Origin of the sequence: Aeromonas sp. 600527, assembly GCF_049175415.1 — a bacterium.
Classification (GTDB): domain Bacteria; phylum Pseudomonadota; class Gammaproteobacteria; order Enterobacterales; family Aeromonadaceae; genus Aeromonas; species Aeromonas veronii_A.
In genome coordinates, this window is the sequence record NZ_JAAKVA010000002.1 from 428,454 (window position 1) to 452,196 (window position 23,743).

23 protein-coding genes and 1 tRNA gene are annotated in these 23,743 nt (G+C 59.7%); 8 read left to right on the forward strand and 16 right to left on the reverse strand.

Going from position 1 to position 23,743, the window contains the following annotated elements:
- The first annotated feature begins 18 nt into the window (after nt 1–18).
- The 5 genes from G5154_RS05350 (at nt 19) to chbG (ending at nt 4,975) form a co-directional block, all read left to right on the forward strand.
- Complete coding sequence (locus G5154_RS05350; protein ID WP_421250472.1) at nt 19–1,401, forward strand: glycoside hydrolase family 1 protein; 1,383 nt, start codon at nt 19–21, stop codon at nt 1,399–1,401.
- Between the two features lie 23 nt (nt 1,402–1,424).
- Nucleotides 1,425–1,778: a PTS N,N'-diacetylchitobiose transporter subunit IIA gene (chbA, locus tag G5154_RS05355; protein WP_216978312.1), complete on the forward strand. Its 354-nt coding sequence runs from the start codon at nt 1,425–1,427 to the stop codon at nt 1,776–1,778.
- Nucleotides 1,779–1,832: 54 nt separating this feature from the next.
- Nucleotides 1,833–2,660, forward strand: coding sequence for a transcriptional regulator ChbR (gene chbR / locus G5154_RS05360; protein WP_216978311.1), 828 nt, complete (start codon nt 1,833–1,835; stop codon nt 2,658–2,660).
- A 145-nt stretch (nt 2,661–2,805) separates the two neighbouring features.
- Nucleotides 2,806–4,152: a 6-phospho-beta-glucosidase gene (locus tag G5154_RS05365; protein ID WP_216978310.1), complete on the forward strand. Its 1,347-nt coding sequence runs from the start codon at nt 2,806–2,808 to the stop codon at nt 4,150–4,152.
- 55 nt (nt 4,153–4,207) lie between these two features.
- Nucleotides 4,208–4,975, forward strand: a complete 768-nt coding sequence (gene chbG, locus G5154_RS05370) for a chitin disaccharide deacetylase (protein ID WP_337072363.1) — start codon at nt 4,208–4,210, stop codon at nt 4,973–4,975.
- Nucleotides 4,976–5,146: 171 nt separating this feature from the next.
- Here the strand turns inward: chbG and G5154_RS05375 are convergent, their stop codons facing one another.
- The 15 genes from G5154_RS05375 to G5154_RS05445 all read right to left on the reverse strand — a co-directional run bounded on the left by G5154_RS05375 (nt 5,147) and on the right by G5154_RS05445 (nt 19,054).
- Nucleotides 5,147–6,787: a thiamine pyrophosphate-binding protein gene (locus G5154_RS05375; RefSeq protein WP_216978308.1), complete on the reverse strand. Its 1,641-nt coding sequence runs from the start codon at nt 6,785–6,787 to the stop codon at nt 5,147–5,149.
- Nucleotides 6,788–6,821: 34 nt separating this feature from the next.
- Entirely contained in the window at nt 6,822–8,288 is a 1,467-nt protein-coding gene (locus G5154_RS05380) for an aldehyde dehydrogenase (protein ID WP_421250473.1), read from the reverse strand.
- A gap of 11 nt (nt 8,289–8,299) precedes the next feature.
- Complete coding sequence (locus tag G5154_RS05385; protein WP_005347563.1) at nt 8,300–9,091, reverse strand: aspartate dehydrogenase; 792 nt, start codon at nt 9,089–9,091, stop codon at nt 8,300–8,302.
- Nucleotides 9,092–9,099: 8 nt separating this feature from the next.
- On the reverse strand, nt 9,100–9,894 hold the full coding sequence (locus G5154_RS05390; RefSeq protein WP_421250474.1) for an SDR family oxidoreductase: 795 nt from the start codon (nt 9,892–9,894) through the stop codon (nt 9,100–9,102).
- A 2-nt stretch (nt 9,895–9,896) separates the two neighbouring features.
- The gene (locus tag G5154_RS05395) at nt 9,897–10,742 is read right to left on the reverse strand and encodes an alpha/beta fold hydrolase (RefSeq protein WP_421250475.1); all 846 of its coding nucleotides are present in this window, start codon (nt 10,740–10,742) and stop codon (nt 9,897–9,899) included.
- On the reverse strand, nt 10,739–11,263 hold the full coding sequence (locus G5154_RS05400; RefSeq protein WP_005347566.1) for a cupin domain-containing protein: 525 nt from the start codon (nt 11,261–11,263) through the stop codon (nt 10,739–10,741). The genes G5154_RS05395 and G5154_RS05400 overlap by 4 nt, the downstream gene beginning before the upstream one ends.
- A gap of 89 nt (nt 11,264–11,352) precedes the next feature.
- Nucleotides 11,353–12,609, reverse strand: coding sequence for an MFS transporter (locus G5154_RS05405; RefSeq protein WP_421263894.1), 1,257 nt, complete (start codon nt 12,607–12,609; stop codon nt 11,353–11,355).
- A 23-nt stretch (nt 12,610–12,632) separates the two neighbouring features.
- The gene (locus G5154_RS05410; protein ID WP_421244323.1) at nt 12,633–13,853 is read right to left on the reverse strand and encodes an NAD(P)/FAD-dependent oxidoreductase; all 1,221 of its coding nucleotides are present in this window, start codon (nt 13,851–13,853) and stop codon (nt 12,633–12,635) included.
- A gap of 3 nt (nt 13,854–13,856) precedes the next feature.
- Nucleotides 13,857–14,789, reverse strand: coding sequence for a VOC family protein (locus G5154_RS05415; RefSeq protein ID WP_421250477.1), 933 nt, complete (start codon nt 14,787–14,789; stop codon nt 13,857–13,859).
- Between the two features lie 32 nt (nt 14,790–14,821).
- On the reverse strand, nt 14,822–15,580 hold the full coding sequence (locus G5154_RS05420) for an SDR family oxidoreductase (RefSeq protein WP_005347570.1): 759 nt from the start codon (nt 15,578–15,580) through the stop codon (nt 14,822–14,824).
- On the reverse strand, nt 15,573–16,607 hold the full coding sequence (locus G5154_RS05425) for an aromatic ring-hydroxylating oxygenase subunit alpha (RefSeq protein WP_236348889.1): 1,035 nt from the start codon (nt 16,605–16,607) through the stop codon (nt 15,573–15,575). Before G5154_RS05425 ends, G5154_RS05420 begins: the two co-directional genes overlap by 8 nt.
- 31 nt (nt 16,608–16,638) lie before the next feature.
- Nucleotides 16,639–16,938 carry a recombinase-like helix-turn-helix domain-containing protein gene (locus G5154_RS05430; RefSeq protein WP_421250478.1) on the reverse strand — a complete coding sequence of 100 codons (300 nt, stop codon included), beginning with the start codon at nt 16,936–16,938 and terminating at the stop codon, nt 16,639–16,641.
- Nucleotides 16,939–16,952: 14 nt separating this feature from the next.
- Nucleotides 16,953–17,261 carry a non-heme iron oxygenase ferredoxin subunit gene (locus tag G5154_RS05435; RefSeq protein ID WP_005347576.1) on the reverse strand — a complete coding sequence of 103 codons (309 nt, stop codon included), beginning with the start codon at nt 17,259–17,261 and terminating at the stop codon, nt 16,953–16,955.
- Nucleotides 17,262–17,782: 521 nt separating this feature from the next.
- Nucleotides 17,783–18,595 carry an IclR family transcriptional regulator gene (locus tag G5154_RS05440; RefSeq protein ID WP_041234490.1) on the reverse strand — a complete coding sequence of 271 codons (813 nt, stop codon included), beginning with the start codon at nt 18,593–18,595 and terminating at the stop codon, nt 17,783–17,785.
- Nucleotides 18,596–18,966: 371 nt separating this feature from the next.
- A tRNA-Ser gene (locus tag G5154_RS05445) sits at nt 18,967–19,054 on the reverse strand.
- A 208-nt stretch (nt 19,055–19,262) separates the two neighbouring features.
- Here G5154_RS05445 and G5154_RS05450 point away from each other — a divergent pair.
- The 3 genes from G5154_RS05450 to G5154_RS05460 all read left to right on the forward strand — a co-directional run bounded on the left by G5154_RS05450 (nt 19,263) and on the right by G5154_RS05460 (nt 22,697).
- On the forward strand, nt 19,263–19,919 hold the full coding sequence (locus G5154_RS05450; protein ID WP_227342215.1) for a Bax inhibitor-1/YccA family protein: 657 nt from the start codon (nt 19,263–19,265) through the stop codon (nt 19,917–19,919).
- Between the two features lie 249 nt (nt 19,920–20,168).
- Nucleotides 20,169–22,322, forward strand: coding sequence for a YccS family putative transporter (gene yccS, locus G5154_RS05455; RefSeq protein WP_100646502.1), 2,154 nt, complete (start codon nt 20,169–20,171; stop codon nt 22,320–22,322).
- Nucleotides 22,323–22,346: 24 nt separating this feature from the next.
- Nucleotides 22,347–22,697 carry a TusE/DsrC/DsvC family sulfur relay protein gene (locus G5154_RS05460; protein ID WP_019446869.1) on the forward strand — a complete coding sequence of 117 codons (351 nt, stop codon included), beginning with the start codon at nt 22,347–22,349 and terminating at the stop codon, nt 22,695–22,697.
- A 111-nt stretch (nt 22,698–22,808) separates the two neighbouring features.
- Here the strand turns inward: G5154_RS05460 and G5154_RS05465 are convergent, their stop codons facing one another.
- Entirely contained in the window at nt 22,809–23,723 is a 915-nt protein-coding gene (locus G5154_RS05465) for a Gfo/Idh/MocA family protein (protein WP_227342212.1), read from the reverse strand.
- Nucleotides 23,724–23,743 lie beyond the last annotated feature (20 nt).

The following is a 23,743-nucleotide window of genomic DNA, read 5'->3' on the forward strand; positions in this document are numbered from 1 at the left end:
AGCCTGGAGAAGTAACCCATGCAGTATCGTTTTCCGGATAACTTCTGGTGGGGCAGCGCCAGCTCTGCCCCGCAGATGGAAGGCGCCGCCAACCGCGGCGGCAAATCCGCCAACATCTTTGACTACTGGTTCTCCATCGAGCCCGAGCGTTTCCACAACGGGGTTGGCCCGACCGATACCTCCACCTTCTATGACAACTTCGAGAGCGACATCAAGCTGCTCAAACAGCTGGGGCACAACAGTTTTCGTACCTCCATCTCCTGGTCACGGCTGATCCCGGACGGGGTGGGCGAAATCAACCAGGAGGCGGTCAGCTTCTACAACGCCCTCTTTGACCGACTGCTGGCCGAGGGGATCACCCCGCTTATCAACCTCTACCACTTCGACATGCCGATGTGCATGCAGGAGCGTGGCGGCTGGGAGAGCCGGGAAGTGGTGGCCGCCTATGTGCGCTACGCCACCCGCTGCTTCGACCTGTTTGGCGGTCGCATCAAGCACTGGTTCACCTTCAACGAACCGATCGTGCCGGTCGAGTGTGGCTACCTTGGCCACTACCACTACCCCTGTGTGGTCGATTTTGGCCGGGCGGCCACCGTCGCCTACCACACCGCGCTGGCCCATGCCGGTGCCGTGCAGGCCTATCGCGCCTGCCAGCATGATGGCGAGATAGGCATCATCCTCAATCTGAGCCCGACCTATCCCCGCTCGCAGGATCCGGCAGATATCGCCGCCTCCCGCATCGCGGATCTGCTGCTCAACAAGAGCTTCCTCGATCCGGCCCTGAAGGGGAGCTATGACCCCGAGCTGGTCGCCCTGCTGGCGCAGTATGACTTGCTGCCGCAGATCGAAGAGGGTGACAAGGCACTGCTCGCCGCCGGCAAAGTGGATATCCTCGGCATCAACTACTACCAGCCGCGCCGGGTCAAGGGCAAAGAGGTGGCCTGGCAGGGTGTGCCGCGCACGCCGGAAGATCTGTTCGACTACTACGAAATGCCGGGCCGCAAGATGAACCCTCACCGCGGCTGGGAGATTTACGAAAAAGGGATCTACGACATCCTCACCGACCTGCGGGTCAACTACGGCAACCTCCCCTGCTACATCTCGGAGAACGGCATGGGGGTCGAAGGGGAAGAGCGATTTATCGGTCCCGAGGGACGGGTGGAGGATGACTACCGCATCCAGTTCATTCGCGAGCACCTCGAGTGGCTGCATCGCGCACTGGAAGAGGGCAGCGCCTGTCGCGGCTATCACCTGTGGACCTTTATCGACAACTGGTCGTGGCTCAACGCCTACAAGAACCGTTACGGCTTCGTCCGCCTCGATCTGGAGAGCCAGCAACGCACCATCAAGAAGAGCGGCTACTGGTTTGCCGAGGTCGCGCGCAACCATGGTTTTAATTAACGCATTTACGTAAGGAACGACACATGTTCGATCTGGACAACATCACTGAAGAGGCCGCCACCTGCAACGATCTGGAAGAGGTGGTAATGGGGCTCATCATCAACTCCGGGCAGGCCCGCAGTCTCGCCTACACCGCGCTGAAAAAGGCCAAGGAGGGGGATCTGGCCGCCGCTCACCAGCTGATGGCCCAATCCCGCGAGGCGCTCAATGCCGCCCATCTGGTGCAGACCCAGCTGATCGAGGGCGATCAGGGGGAAGGCAAGATCCCGGTCACCCTGGTGCTGGTCCATGCCCAGGATCACCTGATGACCTCCATGCTGGCCCGTGAGCTGATCAGCGAGCTGATCGAGCTGCACGAAAAGCTGCAGAACCAGTAACCTCCGGACGGGGCGAGAGGCCCCGTCATCGGCCCGCAGATCAGGAAGCGACTCATGAGCGTCAAGACAATCCGGGAATCCGAACTGTTTAACAACAAACCGTTCCACATGTTCATCTACAACAAACAGGTGAGCGGAACCGGTTTGCACCAGCATGACTATTACGAGTTCACCCTGGTTTTGACCGGCCGCTATTACCAGGAGGTCAACGGCAAGCGGGTACTGCTGGAGCGGGGGGACGTGGTGTTTATCCCGCTCGGCTCCCGCCATCAGAGCTTCTACGAGTTCGGCACCACCCGCATCTTCAACGTCGGGATCACCCGTACCTATTTTGACGAGCACTTCAAATACCTGCTGCCGGAACACTTCGTCGCCTCACAGGCCTATGCGCTCAAGAGCGAGTTCCTCAGCTATATCGAGTCGGTACTGGTCTCCCCGGGCTTTCGGGAAGAGGCGCTGACCGAATTTCTCGAAGTGGTGACCTACGCGGTGATGAACCGGCTGCGTCACTACAAGGACACCTCCGCCAGCGATGATCTTCCGCTCTGGCTCCACGAAACCGTGGAGCGGATGCACGATCGCCCCCTCTTTGCCGAGGATGCGCTGGCCAACATGGTCTCCCTCTGTGGCAAGAGCCAGGAGTATCTGACCAGGGCCACCCGGCGTTACTACAACAAGACGCCGATGCAGATCATCAACGAGATCCGGATCAACTACGCCAAGATGCAGCTGGAGGTGACCAACAACTCGGTGGCCGATATCGCCTTCGAGACCGGCTACAACGACGTCAGCCTCTTTATCAAAAACTTCAAGAAGCTGACCTCGTTTACCCCGGGCAGTTACCGCAAATATCTCTATCCGAAATTCGAAAGTTCAGCCTGAAACCAGCGAGTTGCTGACCTAAACAACCCGGTTCAAGAGAACCAACCCATTGTCACCAGCCCCTGCCACAGAGGGCTGCGGCCCCTCTCACCCTGATGACAGAGCGGCCACCATCAAACCGATAAAGATCGATGAAGAGGGATTTATGAGCGAGAAGATCAAGGTAGTCACCATAGGCGGCGGCAGCAGCTACACCCCCGAGCTGGTCGATGGTTTCATCAAGCGCTACGCCGAGCTGCCCATCAGCGAGCTGTGGCTGGTGGATATCCCCGCTGGCGAAGAGAAACTGAACATCATCTTCGATCTCTGCCAGCGGATGATCCGCCAGGCGGGCATCCCCATGACCCTGCACAAGACCCTGGATCGCCGCGAGGCACTGGTGGGCGCCCACTTCGTCACTACTCAGCTGCGGGTCGGCCAGTTGCAGGCGCGGGAGAAGGATGAGCGCATCCCCTTGAGCCACGGCATGCTGGGGCAGGAGACCAACGGTGCAGGCGGCCTGTTTAAAGGGCTGCGCACCATTCCGGTCATCTTCGACATCATCCGCGACGTCGAAGAGCTTTGCCCGGATGCCTGGCTGATCAACTTCACCAATCCGGCCGGCATGGTGACCGAAGCGGTGCGCCGTCATACCAACTTCCGCCGCTTTATCGGGGTGTGCAACATTCCGGTCGGCATGCAGATGTTTGTGCGCGATGCCCTCCAGCTCACCGAGCGGGATCACCTCTCGATGGATCTGTTTGGCCTCAACCATCTGGTCTTTATCGGCGATGTGCTGGTCAACGGCGAATCCCGCTTTGACGAGCTGCTGGAAGGGGTCGCCGATGGCAGCCTGACCCGCGCCAGCTCGGTCAAGAACATCTTCGATCTGCCGTTCGATCCCGGTTTTATCCGCGGCTTGCGCCTGCTCCCCTGCTCCTACCTGCGTTACTACTTCAAGGAGAAAGAGATGCTGGGGATCGAGATGGGCGAGTTCTACAAGGGCGGTGCCCGGGCTCAAGTGGTGCAGCAGGTCGAGAAGAAGCTGTTCGAGCTCTACCAGAACCCCGAGCTGTGCGAAAAGCCCAAGGAGCTGGAGCTGCGTGGCGGCGCCTACTACTCCGATGCAGCCTGCGAAGTGATCAGCGCCATCCATAACGACAAGCAGAGCGAGCACTACGTCATCGTGCCCCATCAGGGCCATGTCACCAATATCCCGGCCGACTGGACGGTGGAGATGAGCTGCCTGATCGGGCGTGACGGTGCCATCCCCCACCCGCGTCTCACCCGCTTTGACGACAAGGTGAACGGGCTGGTGCACCTCATCAAGAGCTTCGAGATCGCCGCCGCCAAGGCAGCCATCAGTGGCAACTTTGATGACCTGCTGCTGGCGATGAACCTCAACCCGCTGATCCACTCCGACAACGATGCCCGCATCGTCGCCCGCGAGCTGCTGCTGGCCCACCGCGAACACCTGCCCAACTTCGCCGCCGCCATCGACGCCCTCGCCTGAGGCCAGCACGCCCCGCCTGACCACAGGCGGGGCGCTTAACCGCAAGGGAACCCTCATGAGCAAGAGATTGATCATCAACGCCGACGATTTCGGCCTCTGTCGCGCCCAGAACTACGGCATCATAGAGGCGTTCGAGCACGGGGTCGTCAGCTCCACCACTGCGATTGTCACCTCCCCCGCCATCGACCATGCCGCCTGGCTGGCCAAACGCTTCCCCGAGCTGCCAGTCGGGCTGCACTTTATGCTCAGCTGGGGAAAACCGCTCACCCCGCTCACTTCACTGGTGAACGAGCAAGGTGAACTCAACAAGGGGATCTGGCACAAGAGCGAGGCGAGCGAGCTGGATCTGGCCGAGATATCCGGCGAGCTGGCGAGTCAGTATCAGCGCTTTGTCGAGATCTTCGGCCAGCAGCCGACCCATATCGACAGCCACCACCATGTTCATATGTTGCCGACTATCTACCCGCTGGTGGAGGCCTTCGCCAAAGCGCATGGCCTACCCCTTCGCATCGACCGGGGCGAAATCGCCCGCCACGGTCTGACCGTTAACCACCCGCAGAGCTGCGATCGGTTCGACGACCGCTTCTACGGCGCACAGCTGACCCAGGCCAACCTGCTGCAACTGCTCGATGAAGCCAGTGAACAGGGGGCCCATTCGCTCGAGGTCATGTGCCACCCCTCCTTTATCGATCTGGAGATGCAGGGCAGCTCCTACTGCCAACCCCGCCTCAACGAACTGGCCATCCTGACCGATCCGGCCCTGCCCGCTCTTATCACCGAGCGCGGTTACCACCTTGCCAGCTATCGGGATTGGCGATCTTAAGCTCAGTAAACAGACCGTTAGCTGCCGGGGAAACGAAAGAAGCAGGCAAGCGTGTGCGCCAGCAAGTCAGAAGGCCCCTCGGGGCCTTCGTCTTTGGTCGCTGCATTTTCCGAACAATATCCGCCCTGAATATCCTGAAAATGCCGCTATTTCCCGCTTGAGGTGACCCGCTCAATAGAGCTTTTTCTGTGGGGGGCCTGCGAAGTTAAGGGGGCCAATGCCTTGCATCTTCACTTCGATCAGCGCCGGCCCCTTCAGGGCACAAGCCTGCGCAATGGCTTGTTCAAAGCCCGCCAAATCGGACACTTGCCAACTGGCCAGCCCGATAGATTGACCCAGGGCCCTGAAATCCGGGGTGTGCAGCTGATTAAAGTACTGACGGCCACCAAAATAGTGGTTCTGGATGCCGCGCATCACCCCATAGCCCCCGTCGTTCATCACCAGCAGGACCAGGTTGGTTTGCTCTTGCACCATAGTGGCCAGCTCGCCAACCCCCAGCATCAAGCCGCCATCCCCTACCAGGCCCACCACCTTGCGCGTCGGGTTCGCTATAGCAGTGCCGATCGCCATACTCAGCCCCATGCCGATCGCCCCCGCCAGGGAGTGAATATTAGTATTCGGTGCCCAGATGGGAAACAAACGACTACCCCAGGTACTGCCAGACATGGTGATGTCACGCACCAGAATCGCATCTTGAGGCAGGGCCTGGCGCAGTTGGCCACAGAGGGTGGCATAGGGGCCAAGTTGCTCGGTGAGCGCGGCAATGGCACTGCCTTTGGCCTCACTGATCGCCTGATCAAACGCTCGATTGACCTTGGTTTCCCCCTGCAAGCTGTCGCGCAGCGCCGCCAGTACCACCTTGGCATCGCCGCACACGAAGTGATCACTGGCGTAGTTGCGCGACGCCGCGCCGGGGTGAGCATCCACCTGATAAAGGGGACGGGGCAACGCCAGGCTATAGGTGCGGGTTTCATTGCTGCGCAACCGTGAGCCGACCACAATAGCCAGATCGCACTGCGCCATCAGGGCTTCCACCGCCGCGGCGTTATGAAACGCCCCCAGGCTGCGCGGATGCTCATCTGACAAGATGCCGCGGCCATGGGTCGAGGAGATCACCGCGACCCCTAGATCGGCCAGGGCCAAGACCTCCTCATGGCACGCGAGCGCGCCACCGCCGACCCACAGCAGCGGCTGCCTGGCCGTTTTCAGGGCGGCGACCAGCTTTGCCAGATCCGGCGCAGCCGGTGCGGGAAGCTGCAGGGGGGCGATCGGGCCGAGCTCGGCGGGCAGGGTGATCTGCGCGGCCTGCACATCGATGGGGATCTCGACACTCACCGGCCCCATGGGGACTGTTGTCGCAATGCGGATGGCATCAAGCAGCACTCCCACCGCCTGCTCCGGGCTGTTGATCCGAAAAGCCGCCTTACTGCTGGCTTTGAGAAATGTCAGCTGATCCCGGGTCTCATGGATAAAACTGGCATCCCGATCAAGGTATTCCCGCTCGACCTGACCGGTGAGATGCAGTAGCGGGCTCCCGGCGTTGAGCGCCTCCAGCAAGCCTCCCACCCCGTTACCTGCCCCGGCACCGGTACTGGTGATGGCCACCCCCAAGCCGCTAAAGCGTCCGTGTGCATCGGCCATGGTGACCGCCCCCGCCTCTCCTCTTGCCGCCACAAACCGGATCCGCTCCCGTCGCCCGATGGCATCGGCGATGGGCAAATTGTGGATAGAGATGACCCCATAAACCGAGCCAACCCCATGGGCTTCCAATACTCTGGCGATGGCTTCGCCCACATTGACTTGATTGCTCATGACCTTTCCTTACTCTGTTCAGTGGTTGGCCCGGTTAGTTGCACCAGGGATTGGGTTGATCGCCAAGGCCCAGATAGACACTCTTCTGCTGCATGTATGCGAACACGCCCTGACGCCCCTTTTCCCGGCCAAGCCCGCTCTCTTTGAAACCGCCGAAGGGAGCCGAGACGGAGAATTTTTTGTAGGTATTGATCCAGACAGTGCCCACCTCGAGCCTGCGCGCCAACGCCCAGGCCCGGCGAAAATCTTCACTCCAGATCCCGGCGGCCAAACCAAACACACTGTCGTTGGCCTGTTGCAACAACTGCGCGTCGTCCGCGAAAGGCAGCACCACCAGCACAGGGCCGAAGATCTCCTCCTGACACACCCGGGCTTGATTGGAGAGACCGGTAATAATGGTGGGTGGATAGAAACTGCCCTTGGCATATTCAGCGCCGGTCAGGCGAGCACCGCCGCACAACACCTGCCCCCCTTCCGCCTTGGCCAACGCCACATACTCATCGACTGACTGCAGATGGGATTCACTGATCAGCGGCCCTATGTGTATCCCCGGCTGCTCAGGGTGGCCAATTCGCAGCTCCCGGGTCAACGCCAGCAAGCGGGTGAGAAACGCTTCATATAACGACTGATGCACAAACAGCCGCGCCCCTGCGATGCAGGCCTGCCCTGCCGAGCTGAAGATGCCATATACCACCCCTTTGGCAGCCAACTCGAGGTTCGCATCCGCCAGCACTATGGTTGGTGACTTGCCGCCAAGCTCCAGCGAGGTGGGGATGAGCTTGTCGGCAGCGATATGGGCCAGCCGTCGCCCGGTATTGGTACCGCCCGTGAACGAGATCTTTTTAACCAGCGGATGGCGAGCCAGCGCCTCACCAACGATGGAACCCCGTCCCGGCAACACGCTCAATAACCCCTTGGGCAACCCCGCCTCTTCAAAGATACGGGCCAGCGCCAGTGCCGCCAGCGGAGTGGCATCGGCCGGCTTGAGCAGCACCGCATTGCCCCCCGCCAGAGCAGGGGCAATCTTTTGCATCTCGCTGGCGATGGGGGAGTTCCACGGGGTGATCGCGGCCACGACGCCTAACGGTTCATGGACGCTGAGGGTCATGAAGTCCGGGGATCTCTGGGTAGGCAGCTGCTCATCGAGGGTCTCGCAGGCAGCCGCAAAGTAGCGGGCCGTACCGGCGGCACTGGCGACCAGCCCCCGGGTCTCCTGCAGCGGCTTGCCGTTGTCTCTGGTCTGCAACCGCGCCAGCTCTTCACTGCGCTGCTCGATAAGATCCGCGACCCGATAGAGCACTGCGGCCCGTTGGTGGGGCAGGCTATGGCGCCAGGAGGGATCACGCCAGGCCCGCTCGGCCGCCTCGACGGCCTCTGCCACATCCTCCACGCTGGCAGTACTGATCTGATCATTGATGCTGCCATCGGCAGGAAAATAGCTGGTGCTCACCGGGCCACGCCCCTGGCGCCATTCACCCGCGATATAGATAGGTTTCACCATGTTGCTGCTCCTTAAATAACCAGGCTGTCGGTACATTGGCGACAGGCACGTACCACGCTCAGTGCAGCCAGCGTGGAGGTTTTCGGATTGGCCTCCAGCGGGAAACCGCTCATGGCGATATCGAGTTCACCAAACCGACCACACGCTTTGATTTGGTGCTGGTTGCGCCCAATCGTCGGGTCGACAACCAGTTCAACCTGAGTACGATCCATGCCCAACCCGGCCAGCGCGATGGTGGCAGCCACGTTGGCATTAGCAGGAAACAGCATGGCCGCCTCCCGGGCTGACCCGCGAAAGAAAGTTGTCGGCTCAGAGATCCGGGCCAGATCGATCAATCGCTCGGCATAACTCCCTCGCCAACTCTGGGGACTCTTGCGCCCCTGATAGGTGACCGACTCCAGCCCCCCCTCGCGGGCGGCGGCCAGACCATCGATCCCGGCGATGGCTCCGGCGAGCACCAGCATGGTGCCGCCCCCCTGACGGGCGGCCTCCCGCAGTTGCCGGGTGAGGGTCTCATCGGCCAGCGCGCCCACCGAGATGAGCCCCAGCGTCCAACCCCGGGTCAATATCGCCGCCCCGTGCTCACGCACGGCCGCCTGCCCGGCACACTCCACCACCAGATCCGGGCTTGCCGTACACTCTTCAATCCGGCTCAGCACCGTCACGGCGGGTCCCAACTCGGCTTGCACCAGTGCCACGCTGGCCGGGGGCACCACGACCCATTTCAGCATCAGATCCTCAGGCAGCAGCGTCATCACCTCACGGGCCATGGCACCAAAGCCCACCATCATCAGTTGTTTCATCATCTCTCCTAGAGGTGCCTGTTAAAGCCACCCGAGACATCGAGCGCTGCCCCGGTGGTATAGGCCGCCAGTGGCGAGGCCAAAAAAAGCAGCGCACGGGCAGGCTCTTCGGGTTTGCCCAGCCGTCCCATGGGTATGCCCCTGCGTGCAGCGATCCCCTGTGTCCACTCCTCCCAACTCAGCTGTGGCTCGCTGCGTTCGGCAAAGCGGCGACGCCACTGCTCCGACTCCACCATGCCGAGCAAGATGGAATTAACCCGGATCCCCTTGGCGGCAAACTCATGAGCCAACGAGTGGGTCAGGTTTAACAGAGCGGCCCGAGCGGCCGAGGTCGCAATCATGTGTGGCTCTGGCTGTAATGCCAGCAACGAATTGACATTGGTGATGGAGGGGCATGGCGAGCGCGTCAGCTGATCCAAAAAAGCCTTGATGGGATAGATGACACTGAATGTTTTCAGCCGGCTCTCTGCCAGCCACTGCTCATCGTCGGTCTGCTCAAAGTTGGAGACGCGTCCCTGACCGGCGTTGTTGATCAACATGTCGGTACCGCCAAAACGGGCCTCGACCGCCGCAGCAAAGGCCGTCACCGCCTCTTTATCGAGTACATCGCACGGGTAAGCCATGCAGTTGTCCTCGGGAAAGCTGGCCAACATCTCGGCCAGCGAGGCAGCCAAACGCTCGGTATTGCGTCCACACCAGGCCACTCGAGCCCCCTCGGCCAGTAACAACCGCACGGTTTCCAGCCCGATCCCCGATGAGCCGCCCGTTACCACGGCTACCTTGCCTTTCACGTTAAAACTCACGGTTATACCCCTCGATTGGTTAATAAAGCGACCAGTTGCACCACGGCCCGGCTAAACGCCGCAGGTTGATCGATATAACTGGCGTGACCCGCCCCCGGCAGAGGCTCGCAATGAGCCTTGCCATGCCCGGCAACCAGGGTCAGCACCCCTACGGGTGGCGTAATGACATCCTCTTCGCCATAGATCACCCCGATCGGAGCGGGATAGCGCGCCAGATAATCACGAATATCGTCATAGGCCAGCAGATAGGAAGCAGCCTCGAAGCCCACCTGGGTCAACCCGGTCATGCTGTTGGCAACCAGTGCCAACTGGGCCTTGCTTGCGCTGGGGCCCAGCAGCACAGGGCCACGGGCGGCCGCAAGCCCAGCGTGGCCCAGGGTGCGCAACATCTCGGGGCGCTTGCGATGGATCTGCTCCCGCATCTCAGGTTCGTCCCGGCCATAACCCTGTGCGGGATTGGCCAACAGCAGCCCCCTGACGCTATCGGGTTGTTCACTGGCATAAGCTGCGGCCACCATGGCCCCCAACGAATGCCCCAGCAACAGCGGTTGCTCCAGCTCAAGGGCAATGATCAACTGATGCAGCACTCTGGCATACGCCCGGGCGTCCGGAGTTGAACCTGGCAGCGGGTCACTCTGGCCATAGCCGGGCATATCCCACGCCACCAGGGTGAACTGCGCAGCCAACTGCTCCAATTGGCACACCCAGGAGCCGGAGCCGGAGCTGATCCCATGCAGTAACAGCAACACGGGCCCCTGCCCAACCCGACGATAGGCCAACTGACGCCCGGCCAGCATCGTCCGTTGCAACGGGAAGTCAGTGAGACGAGCGACCAGATCGCCCATCATGAGACCCGCTTGATCTTGGATAACGGGTGGGTGTCCGGGTAGGTGGGCGTGGTCGGCTTGCTGGCCCCCAGCATCACGCACATCAGTGCATCCTCCTCACCATGGTTCAGCAGACCACGATAAATTCCCGGCGGAATGGAGATAAGATCCCGCTCATTAAGTTGGGTCTCAAATTTTTCCCCTTCGAACTCGACGAACAGGGTTATCGAGCCACGCAGCATGAAAAACACCTCTTCGACATCGTCATGGAGATGCAGCGGCCCTTCACACTGGGCAGGCAGCACCATGGTAGAGAAAGTGAAATGCTCGGAGGGGACGGTATTGCTGTCGCTCTGTACCCCTGTGGCCCCCGTGCCCATATAACGCATCTGGGCACGGCGATATTTAGGGTCATAATCAGCCTGGAATTTCAGGGCATCGAAGTCATAGCGACGGGTGCTAAAGCGGGCGATGCGACTATCCAGCCACTCTCCCAGACTCTTGTCAGCGGGTTTATTCCAGGTGGCAAATTTCGCGTTCATAGTGCGTTTCCTCTCAGTGGTTATTGCTCAGTTTCAGATAAAGAGCGCCCCTTCCGCGGCAACGGAATAAGCAGCCAGTCAGGTCAGGATCAGTACTTTTTAACGAGGGGGAGCAGCAGCAGCGAACCGAGCACGGCCACCCACACCAGGAACATCAGTCCCAGATTGAAGTCTCCGCTCCGGGTCACTATGTAGCCCATCAATACCGGGGCGGCAGATCCGGCGAAGTTGCCAAAGCCGTTGAAAATCCCCCCCGCCGTCGCACTCACTTCTGACGGCGTGAGCCGGGCCAGCAAGGCGAACACGGCTGACACACCAAAACCCCAGCTCATAGTGCTCATCGACAGAGCCAGGATCGCCAGCACAGCGTCATGAAGCTGCAATACCAGATAGAGCGCACATCCGGCGAGAAACAGACCGGCAAATACCTGTGCCGCCCGCTTGCCTGTTTTATCAGAGAGGAAGGCGCCCGCTATCTCCCCAAACAGCATGGCGATGAAGGGCAGTGACGAAAGTGCGCCGAAGGAGGCAAGATCCACCCCTTTCTCTTCGATAAGGTAACTGGGCAACCAGCCGTTCACGCCCCAGAGATAGGTCAACAAGGCGGCATTAAAGAGACAGAGGGCCCAAAACGAGGGGGACTTGCACAATTGCTGACTATTGTGAAAGTGCTGCAGCCAGGTCACCCGCTTCTTCGGCGAACCATCAGCACTGCCACTGTTCAGTGAGACCCCCTTCAGACCCCAGTAGACCACCATCAAGGTCGCCAGCGTCAACCCGGCCATCACGAAGAAGGTCATCTGCCAACCGTAGCGATGGAGGATAAAGGCGGTAATGGGGAAGCCGAGCGCAGCGCCTATCGGAGTGCCCAGCAGAAACATGGTACTGGCCCTGGCCTGCTGCCCCGAGTTGTAACACTGTTTGACGATGCTATAAGCCAGCGCAAACAGCGGGCCTTCGGCAATCCCTAGCAGAACACGCAACACCAGCAGTTGTTCATAACTGGTCGCCATGCCCATCATGGCCATCAATATTCCCCAGGAGGCCACGCCTGTCAGCAGGCAGGTTCGCGGGTTGATGATGTCGCCGATAAAGCTCAGGCAGACAGATGAGAGGCCATACGCCAGCAAGAAACTGCTCATCAACCAGCCCAGCCTGGTCTTGTCAGCCCCGATGCCCATTGCATTCTGAAACACCGGGTCCGAGAACAGCACTGCAATACTGATCTTGTCAAAGAAGGCCAGCACCACACACACCATGAGCACGACGGAGATAGACCATCGCCGGAACAGGCTCGCAGAAGCGGGCTTGTCGGTCATCAGCAGGGTTTCTTTTATGGTTTCCATACTTGTTTAACCTTGTCGTCCTGTTACGGTTTCAGCGTCATCAGATTGACTGTGATGTCAGCCAGTTGTCCGGCAGGCAGCAGAGTCCCCCCCTTGAGCCATCGTTTGCCAAGTTTCATCAACCTGGCGTCATTGACCGTCACCATGGACTCCAGTCGCCCTTCTGCATCCAGATAGATAAATGAACGCTGATGTTCCCCGTAGTAGCGCTCAACCAGGCGGCTGGCGTGATTGGCCGGAGTGCCCAATATCTGGATATTGCAGTCATATTGATCCGACCAAATCCAGAGTGCCTCCCGATACTCGCAAGGCTCACCCAGCATCGACTTGGCCACGCTGATGGCCTGATTCTGGGCATTGGCCCAAGACTGCACGCACATACCCAGCGTGGGGTGAACGGCCACATCCCCCGCGGCATAAATATCCGGGTGGGATGTCCTGCCGAACTCATCGACCAGCAGACCATTATTGACGGCCAACCCCGCATCGCGGCCCAGCTCGGAGGCTATTTCCGCCCCGGCCCCCACCACTACGGCGTCCACCTCCTGCAGCAACTGACCCTCTCGCAGCAGTCGGACTGCCCCACCGTCGGTCACCACCAGATCAATGGCGCCACACGCCAGCTGAACGTCAACCCCCTGCTCCTGGTGCAGCTTCATAAGAAACGCCGACAGCTCGGGCCTCACACTGCGGGCACACAACCGGCTTGCCTGTTCGAACAGGCTCACAGCTACCCCGTTGGTTCGCGCCGTCGCAGCCACCTCCAGGCCAATCCATCCGCCACCCAAAATGGCCAGACGCTTGCCGGGCAGCAGTCGCTCACGCAGACGGATGGCATCTTCGACGGTGCGCAGGGTAAAGACGTGGGGCAACCCCAACCAGTCTCGCACCGGAACACGGGCCCGGCTGCCGGTGGCGATCAGCAGTTTGTCGTAGGCCAGAGTCACCCCGTTGGCCAGGCTTACCTGCCGCTGCTGCGGGTTGATGGCCGTTGCCAGCACAGGTTTGTGCCAATCGATATCCATGGCGGTAATCGCCTCGTCGGAAAAGAGTTGCAACGCCGCCGGGGCCATAGTCCCCGCCAATACCTGTTTGGAGAGGGGGGGGCGCTCATAGAACACCTGCTCCTCGGCAGAGATCACCGACAAACGCCCCTGATAGCCCTGTTGCCTCAGGGTGTGTGCAGCCCAGGCCCCAGCCTGCCCTGCACCGATGATCACAATCCGGCTGATGGTTGGATGCATGGCTCAGACCTCCTGCTTGAGCTGCCGCCGGGTACGGCTATCGAGCCCCCCCTCAATAGCCCACTCGGTAAAGAGCTCCAGACGATGTTCCATGGTGCGGGGCTGCCACTCCAGGGTCAGATAATCATCGTTGGTGTAGTACTCGAACGCCCCGCCCAGTGGGCTGTTGACATACCAGAAGTAGGCCGACGAGATCGGGTGACGACCCGGCCCCATAAAGGTGGACCAGCCATGTCGATTCATCGCCAGGCCAGCGCCAACCACCTCGTGAATATCTCGCACCGTGAAAGCCACATGATTGAGCCCCGCCGATTTGCCCGGCACATGCAAGAGGAAGAGGTCATGATGGTGCCCTTCCGCGGCGCAGCGCATGAAGGCGCCCTTGCCCTGATAGCAGTCAGAGAGATGGAAACCGAGTCGATCACGGTAAAATGCTTCTGTGCGGGCAAGGTCAGGGGTAAAAAACACCACATGTCCGATCCCGATGGGTTCACCACGCTCATAGACAGGGCTGGCCTCATTGATCCGGCGAATATCCCCATGTTGATTAATCGGCGTCACCCGTAACTCGACCGGTCGCTGCGCACTCAATTGAAAACTCAGGGTCATGCCATTGGGGTCCTGGCAACTCAGACGCCCTTCCTCGCTTCGCAATGACGGATGCCCCGCCAGCCGCTCGGCCAGTTGCGCCAGACACTCCGGGCTGGCCACGCCCCAAACCACCTCGCGCAGCGTCGAGCCGCTATCGAAGGCCGCCGGCAAACGGGGGTCATCCACCTCGAACAGATAGACCCGACTCTGATTAAGCGTCAGGAAGAGATCCGCCCCGGCGATATCACTGCTGGCCCGGCGCAACCCGAAATCAGCAAGAAACGCGGCTGCCTTGGCTCTGTCGATCACCCCGAACTTCAGGGTTTCAATTCCAGTAATCTTCATGCTCACACTCTCTTAATTGGGATGTCATCCGCTCAGTTGAAGACAAAACCGCCGTTAACCGGCAGGTTCTGACCCGTGACAAAGGAAGCGAGATCAGACAACAGATAGAGCACGGTGCCGTTTACATCCTCAGGCACCTGCGGCCGGTTGATGGCCCGCCCGTCGACATAGTGCTGATGACGCGATGCAGGGACATAGGTGGTCGCCTCAACCTGCGTCAGGCCAGGACTGATCGCGTTGACGCAGATGTTGTACTCCCCCAGCTCGCGAGCCATGGAGCGGGTCATTGCCAGCAAGGCCCCTTTACTGGCCACGTATGCCATTAATCTGGGGGCCCCCCACAATGCGGTGTCGGACGCGATATTCACCACCTTGCCGGCACCGGACACCTTGAGATAAGGCACTACCGCCCGGGTCATCAGCCAACTGCCACGGACATTGACCTGCATGACGCGATCCCACACCGCCACATCCAGCGCCAGCATGTCGACGCCACCAATACCGGTCGCGATGGCACCGCAATTGACCAGCCCGTCGAGCCCGCCCAGTAGCTGAGCTGCATCATGGGCGCAGCGGGCAATGGAGTCCGGATCAGCCAAGTCCAATGACAGGCCATGTGCCATACATCCCTCGGCAGACAGCGCCCTGGCACCGGCTAACACCTGCTCGGCAAGAATGTCCGCCATCACCACACTGGCACCCGCCGCACAGGCGGCCCTTGCAAACTCCAGCCCCAGCCCTCTGGCCGCTCCGGTGATCAGCAATCGTTTGCCCGACAGCAACCTAGACATCGCTCACAGCCTCTTCCCTGACTTGCAAGCGGGCCAGTTGCTGCTCTGCCATCTTCTTCATCAATCTGCGCAGCCGCGACAACCCCACATCATGCTGATAAAGAAACTCGTGTTCGCGGGCATCAGGGGCCATCTGTTCAAGGATCACCCGGTCTTGTTCCAGCACATCCCAGTGCAACTTTTCCAGATGGTTGCGATAGAGGAAGCGCCACACATTGCGCTGCCAACCGCTGACCTTGCGTGCGCGCCAGAAGAATACCCGGGTGTGGTGCTCGTCTACCGGGGTGGCGAAACCGACAATCCAGAACTCGCCGCCCGGCCCAAACTGCGGACGATAGGGGATCGACAGGCGCAACCAGAAAGTTCCGCTGCTGCCAAATTCCACCCAGTCGAAATTGACACCACTTTGGCCAGTTTTCTCGAAGATGAATCCCTGTTCCGTGTTGCGAGCCCGCATATCAGCACTCTTGTCCCCTTCGGCCATGGAGTGGGAAGTGCAATGCAGGTAGCTGCCATGCATGGGATCCATCACGTTATCCACCGCATAGCGGTAGTTGACCGCCCAATCGGCTTGACAGAGGAAGTGGCTCCACTCCTCACTTTCCAACTGTTCCGGCAGCACCAGTTCTGCGGGTGTGCTCTCCGCTTCCAGGCCAAACCACAGAAAGATAGCGCCGTGCTTCTCGATGACCGGATAAGAGCGCAGGCACTTGCTGCCAGTCATGGGACAGGCATCGACCGCAGGCACATCGGTCACCACGCCCGCGCCATTTACCTCCACGCCGTGATACCAGCAAGCCACCCGATCCCCCAGATTCCAACCCAGCGAGAGCCGGGCTCCCCGGTGAGGGCAACGATCTTCAAGCGCGTTGACCTTCCCCTTGGTATCGCGCCACAGCACGATATGTTCACCAAGACGCGTGATACCTACCGGATTGCTGCTCACTTCCCAACTGGATACCACCGGATACCAGAGATCCTTGAGACCCAAATTCAGGTGATGTTCCAGTGCACTTTGTTGCTTCATCGTGTTCTCCTCGCTATCTGCAGTGGGCCGCTCAGTAACCGAGGCGGGCCATCTCATCCTGAAAATTGGTACAACTCCACGGCTCGCCCGCCTCATTGCGCAGTCCAGACCGATTGAGGGTCTCTACAAGGGACTCCAGCTCGGTAATGCCCTCGGCAAAGGCCTTCTCCAGTTGACTCACCAGCGCCAGCTCATAAGCGGTCGGCTCGCGGTAGCGGTTCTGCCATATCAGGTTGACCGTCTTGCCCGGGATCTGAATGTTGTTTTGTCCGGCCTCAGCACTGGGCTCCTTATTGAGCCAAGCGGCCAGTTTGGGATTGAAATTCTCCATTAACTGCTTCCTCGTCATGCCATGTGAAGGAGTACGTCGTCGCCTTCGACGCGTACCTCGTAGGTGTTCAAATCGCGGCAACCCGGGCCGCTTTGCAGCTTGCCGGTGGGTATATCGAAAATGGCCTCATGAAGCGGGCACTCAACCGTGCGCCCTTCCACGAACCCCTCACTCAGCAGGGCGTAGGCATGAGGGCAGATATCCTCGATGGCATGAAGCTGCCCCTCGATCATGAATATCCCAACCGCTTTCCCCTCGACATTGAGCGCCAGATGCTCCCCATCCGAAATCGCACTCAATTTACAAACCGGCATCCAACTCATCTCGCCTCCGAAAAATTCACTATAGAAACATTTTTTCGTATGCAAACACGTTAATCGCCAAGAGCAACCCATGTCAATGAGTTGTGTACTTTTTGTTACCATCACCACCAAAGCCTCCTCCATGAGGTGCCACGATAACGCTCATCGACCCTCTGTTGAGGGTTCGCCAGAACGGAAATGGGTCAGTGCAGCTGAGCGCAACAGGCAACTGGGTTTGATTATCCGATTGAATTTGATGATTAATTTTTGATGTTTGAGAAGGGTGCTACGCTCTGCCACCATCGACGCAGGTTGGCGACAGTCAGCCATGAACATGGCCCCAAGGCATCAGCAGCTATCCAGTGGCGGGAACAAGATTTAACAATCTGACCAAGTTGCGTTATTGCTGGCCTGATGTTCGAGCAGCAAAGGCTCGGTAGTGCACTGGGTGGCAAAGAAAGGAGGGGGGGATAAACCGAGTGTGGCAGATCATGCAACAAGCCATGCGCTTGCGCATGGCGTTACAAAAAGAGCGCTATTTTTCAGGGATTACCGTTATTCAAACTGAGTGTGCGCGACAGATCGTGCGCAGCATGGATCACCTTATCCCGAATGCGTCCTTCAAACTCCTCTCGGGGAAAACTTTGCAGGGGGCAGCTGACAGAAACCGATGCGATCATGCGGCCGTCACTTAACCGATTTATCGGTGCCGCACAGGCAGCCATCACGGGATTGTAATAGCCCCAGCTGATCAGCGCCGGTTGTCCCCGTACCTCAGCCATGCAAGCCAGCAGTGACTCAATGCTGTTCGGGGTTCCCTCGGTGTAGGTGGACCATTGATAATCACGATATAGCTCGATAATGGCCTCATCAGACAAGTCAGAAAGCAGCAACTGACCGGTGACGGTTGCATGGGCTGGCCATCGGGTGCCCACTCCTACCGTGCTGGTAAACGGCCCTTTCGCCTGATAACGATCGACAAAGACTATGTCTGTCCCCTGACGGATCACCAAATGGCACGCAATGGTAATATCGTCCCGCAAGCGCTGCATGATAGGCCGCGATGGCTCCAGTAAATCCAGCCCCGAGAGATAGGTAAATCCCAAATCCAGCACCCTGGAAGTCAAGCTATAGCGTCTGGACCCATCTGCCTTATACAAAAAGCCACAGGTTTCCAGGGTATAGATAATACGGAAAGCACTGGAACGATTGACATCAATGACTTCGGCAAGCTCTGACACGCTTAATTCTCTTCGCTCTTCGCTAAATGCCTGAAGCGCTCTCAGTCCCCTTACCAAGCCTGGCACTGTATATCTGTCATCTGTCTCCATATATCTCCCTGAAGTACCTGACATTTTGTTAATTAATGGGAAAATTTGACCATGGCAGGGGGGGAACGTCAATCAATGACCCTCTTTCTCCATCAAATGGCAGGAGACAGTCAACATCCGCGCCGCAGGCGAGAAGCTGACGAGAGTCTATGAGCGCAGCGACAGGATGACGACTCAGGGCTCAAACATGGATGCAGACAACTCAGCCTCAGAGAAGAGACGCGCATCGAGCAGTTAGAGATGAGAGAGATAGCCGTCATCCTGCTCCAAGTCACAAGATGCGGGGACGCTTTGACGGCATCCCATTTGCGACCAGGAGTACTGTCGAGCAAGACTACACGGCACAGATACAAAAAAGCCCAAGCGGGTGACCGCTTGGGCTTTCTCTTTGAATATGGCGGAGGAGGTGGGATTTGAACCCACGGATGGTCGCCCATCGCCGGTTTTCAAGACCGGTGCATTCAGCCGCTCTGCCACCCCTCCGAACGGCGTGCATACTACGCTAAGCCCTTGTTCATATGCAATACATATTTCCTGTGGGATAGTGTGCGGGAGCAAAATGGCAGGTGGCTTGAAATTGTTCCTCGTCATCCCTATTTGTTCTACATACAATGCGTAAACATGCAGTAACAAACAGCGATCACGAGGCGGCTGCTCGCCGTCTCACCCGGACATAAAGAGGACACCCAAGATGGATACCCGTTCTATCTACACTGGCACCCAAAGTGCCGTACGCGATACCAACAAGGTGCTGCGTAACACCTATATGCTGCTCTCCCTCACTCTGGGCTTCTCTGCCGTGGTGGCGGGCATCGCGACCGTAATGAACATGCCGCCGCTGCACTGGGCCATCTTCCTCATCGGCGTATACGGTCTGATGTTCCTGACCGAGAAGAATCGCAACAACGGCATGGGGCTGGTCTTCACCTTCGCCCTGACCGGTCTGCTGGGCTATAGCCTGGGCCCCATCATCAACATGTACATGAACAATGGTGGTGGCGAAATCGTGATGACCGCCCTTGGCGGTACCGCGCTCACCTTCTTCGGTCTGTCGGCCTATGCCCTGACCACCAAGCGTGACCTCTCTTTCATCGGCGGCATGCTGTTCGTCGGTTTCTGGGTACTGCTGGTGGCCATGATTGCCAACATCTTCCTGCAGATGAGCGCCCTGAGCCTGGCTCTGTCCGCCATGTTCATGCTCTTCTCCTCCGGTGCCATCCTGCTGACTACCCAGCAGATCGTGCGCGGCGGCGAGACCAACTACATCTCCGCCACCGTCACCCTGTATGTCTCCATCTACAACATCTTCCTGAGCTTGCTGAGCCTGCTTGGCGGCAACCGCAACTAATCAGAAACCCCGCTTCGGCGGGGTTTTTATTGGCGCCGATTTTTGTCAGGATAAGTTGTAAATCAAGGATATGAAGCGAAGTGGCCCTGATTTGGATCAGGGCCACTTCGCGCTTGGCGGGTTACTATCTCGCTCTCGTTTCGATCAAGGGTTTCACCTGTCTCATGCCGATGGATCTCTCTGGCCTGCTGCGCCGACTGCTGATTGATAGTCACATCGATTTTGCTTCGCTCAAGGGTGGTGCCTAGCATGCCCATGGAATTCTCCGGTTTGTTACGCCGACTGCTGACCGATAGTCACATCTACTTCGCCCTCAAGGTGCTGCTGGCCATTCTCGGTCTGCTCGCCTTCACCCTGGCCACCGGCAATATCCAGCTCACCGTGCTGCTCTCCCTCGGGGTCGTGGCGGGCGCCATCGCCGAAACCGACGACAGCCTGTGGGGACGGCTCAAAAACCTCGCCATGACGCTCATCTGCTTCATGTTCGCGTCCCTGTGCGTGCAGTATCTCTACCCCACCCCCTGGCTGTTTGCCATTGGGCTCGCCAGCTCCACCTTTATCTTCGTGATGGTGGGGGCGCTCGGCGCCCGCTACGCCACCATCAGCTTCGGCTCGCTGCTCATCGCCATCTACACCATGCTGGGTGCCGCCAAGGCGCCGGATCTCTTCTACCAGCCGCTGGCCCTCGGCGCTGGCGCCCTCTGGTACGGACTGGTCTCGTTTATCTGGCTCTGGCTGCTGCCCTACAAGACCCTGCACGAGCAGCTGGCCCAGAGCTACTTCGCCCTTGGTCGCTACCTGCTGGAAAAATCCCGCTTCTTCCCGGCGGACGAGCACGGCGCTCAGGCCATTCGCCACAATCTGGCCCAGCTCAACATCAATCTGGTGAGCGCGCTGACCCTCACCAAATCGGCCCTCAACGCCCGCCTGAGTCGCCGCCATCCGGCGAGCCCCGAGCTGGCCAGCCTGCTGCGCCTCTATCTTCTGGCGCTGGAGATTCACGAGCGAGCCACCTCCAGCCACTATCCCTACAGCCGGTTGGAAGCGGAGCTCAAGCAAGGCATCGTACTGGAAGGATTTCAGGAGGTGTTCCTGCAACTCTCCGAGGCATGCCAGCGGCTGGGTTACGCCATTCTGGTGCACAAGCCCTACGCCCATAACAAGCGCATCCACTGGACGCTGGAGGCCCTCGGCGATCAGCTGGAGTTCACCAATCTCAAGCAGCACTACCCGAAAACCCTGCTGACGCCGATGAAATTCCTGCGCCGCAATCTGGCCAGCATCAACCAGTTGCTGGGCAGCGCCGAAGTGCTGCAAAACCCCGAGCAGCCGGAGCAGGATCTGCCAGCGCTGGCGCGCCCCCCCCGCCTGCCGCTGCTAGCCCAGCTCAAGCAGCACCTCACCTTGCACTCCATGGTGTTTCGCCACGCGCTGCGTTTGTCGCTCGGACTGGTGATCGGCTACGGCATACTGCAAACCTTTGATATGGATAAGGGCTACTGGATTTTGCTGACCGTGCTGTTTGTCTGCCAGCCCAGCTACAGCGCCACCCGCCGCCGACTGGTGCAGCGGATGCTCGGCACCTTCGCAGGTATTCTGGTGGGTATTCCGGTGCTCTGGCTGTTTCCCGAGCTGCACGTCCAGCTGGTGGTGATGGGGCTGGCCGCTTTCCTCTTCTTTACCCAGGTGCGCAACAACTACAGCGCCGCGGTCTGCTTTATCACCCTCTACGTGCTGATGGCGTTCAATCTGCTCGATGGCATCGGCTTTGCCATTCTCGGGCCACGGCTGCTCGATACCCTGCTCGGCTGCCTGATCTCTTACGGGCTGGTGGCCTGGCTCTGGCCGGACTGGCAGTACAAGCGGCTGCCGACGCTTATCGCCAATTCGCTCTCGGCCAACGCCCGCTACCTCTCAGCGGTGCTGGCGAGCCTCAAGCAGCAGCGAGACGAGTCCATCGACTATCGGGTGGCGCGCAAGAGCGCCCATCTGGCAGACAGCGAGCTGGCCACCGCCTGGCAGAGCATGCTGGTGGAGCCGCAAAAGCGCCGCCGCTTCCTCGATCTCTGCTTTACCCTCACCTGGCGCAACCATGCCCTGCTCTCCTACATTTCGGCGCTGGGGGCCCATCGCGACAAGCTGGAGGCCATCAGCGGGCTGGATGAGGTGCGCCACCACATCTGCCACACCCTGGAGCAGGCCGCCGGACATCTGGCGGGCAACCCCTCCAGTTCCATCGGTGGTCAGTGCCCGGTGATAAGTCCGGACAGCAGCGAGGAGCAGCTGATGCTGACCCAGCAGCTCAACCTGATCAGCGAGCTGGCGGATCAGCTGCTGCATCTGGCCAACGAGAGTCGGTTGCTCACCGGGGATCAAGGCGCTACCATGCCCGCCCAATCCTGATAGCCCCATTAGCGAGGAGCCCCCATGTCTGCGTCCGAAAAACATCAGCTGGAATTCAACGGCCAACTCATCGAGACCGATGCCAAGGGCTACCTGCTCAACAGCAACGACTGGAGCGAGGAGCTGGCGCTGGTGCTGGCAGCGCAGGAGGGGATCACGCTTGAGGAGCCGCACTGGGAAGTGGTGCGCTTTGTGCGCGCCTTCTATCTGGAGTTCAACACCTCCCCCGCCATCCGCGCGCTGGTCAAGGCGATGGAGAAGCAGTACGGCCCCGAGAAGGGCAACAGCCGCTACCTCTACAAGCTGTTCCCGGAAGGGCCCGCCAAGCAGGCGACCAAGATTGGCGGCCTGCCCAAGCCGGTAAAGTGCATCTGATCCCATGCATCTCATCCCATAACAACGGGGGCCGTAACTGCGGCCCCCGTTGTTTTTCATGCGTCTTTCTCACGCACCGCGCATTCATGCCACGCGCACTTCCAGCCAGCCTTATCCCCGCTTGTCAGCCAGCACGACCAGCTGCTCCGCCAGCCGGTGACCATGCAGGTAGGAGGCGATCAGCTCACTATCGGCACGGCCCAACTCAATCTGTTGATACCAGTGCTCCAGCATGGCGGCAAAGCCGCGCTGGGCCAGCACCGGCTGCCAGTCGCTGGGGCTAAGCATCTGTGCCTGCTTGTCGCGGGCGATGCTGCCGCGAGTGCAGTTCTCAAGGTGCAGGGAGAGGTTGTCGCCATAGGCATCGATGCGCTCCTCGGTGATCCCCGCGCTGCGGTTCATGCTGCCGCTGATGGCGCGATCGCCGCTCTGCCAGCTGACGCTCACCCCGGCCAACAGGCTGTTGTCCTTCGCATCCGGTCGCAATACCGCATGAAAGTCGCCGTCCGGCACGCCGCCATAGAAGCAGAGGCTGTCGAGCACATGGATAAAGTCGTCGAACATAAAATCCCGCGCCTTGCCCGGCAGGGCGAAGCGGTGTTTCTGCCAGTTCAGCTCAGTGAGCGGCTGGGCGCGCGCCTCGGCCATGGCGGGCAGATAGCGGCGGTTAAAGCCGGTAAAGAGGGTGCAATCTTGCGCGATGGCGAGGTTGGCCAGCGCCTCTGCCTCGGCCAGATTGTCGCACAGGGGCTTGTCAACAAAGGTGGGGATCCCTGCGCGCAGGCACTGCTCGGCCAGCTCGCGGTGAACGGCGGTGGCGGCGTGGATCATCACTGCGTCGGGGCGGCTGGCCAGCATGGCCGCCACATCGGTAAAGCACTCGGCGACCCGATACTGGCGGGCGAGCGTCTCCAGCACCGATGGACTCCGGGTGCAGAGCAGCGGGGTGACCCGCTCGTCGCTCGCCAGCAGCGGCAGATAGGCTTTTTGGGCGATATCCCCCAGACCAATCATGGCAATGCGCATCTCAACTCCTTTTCACTCGA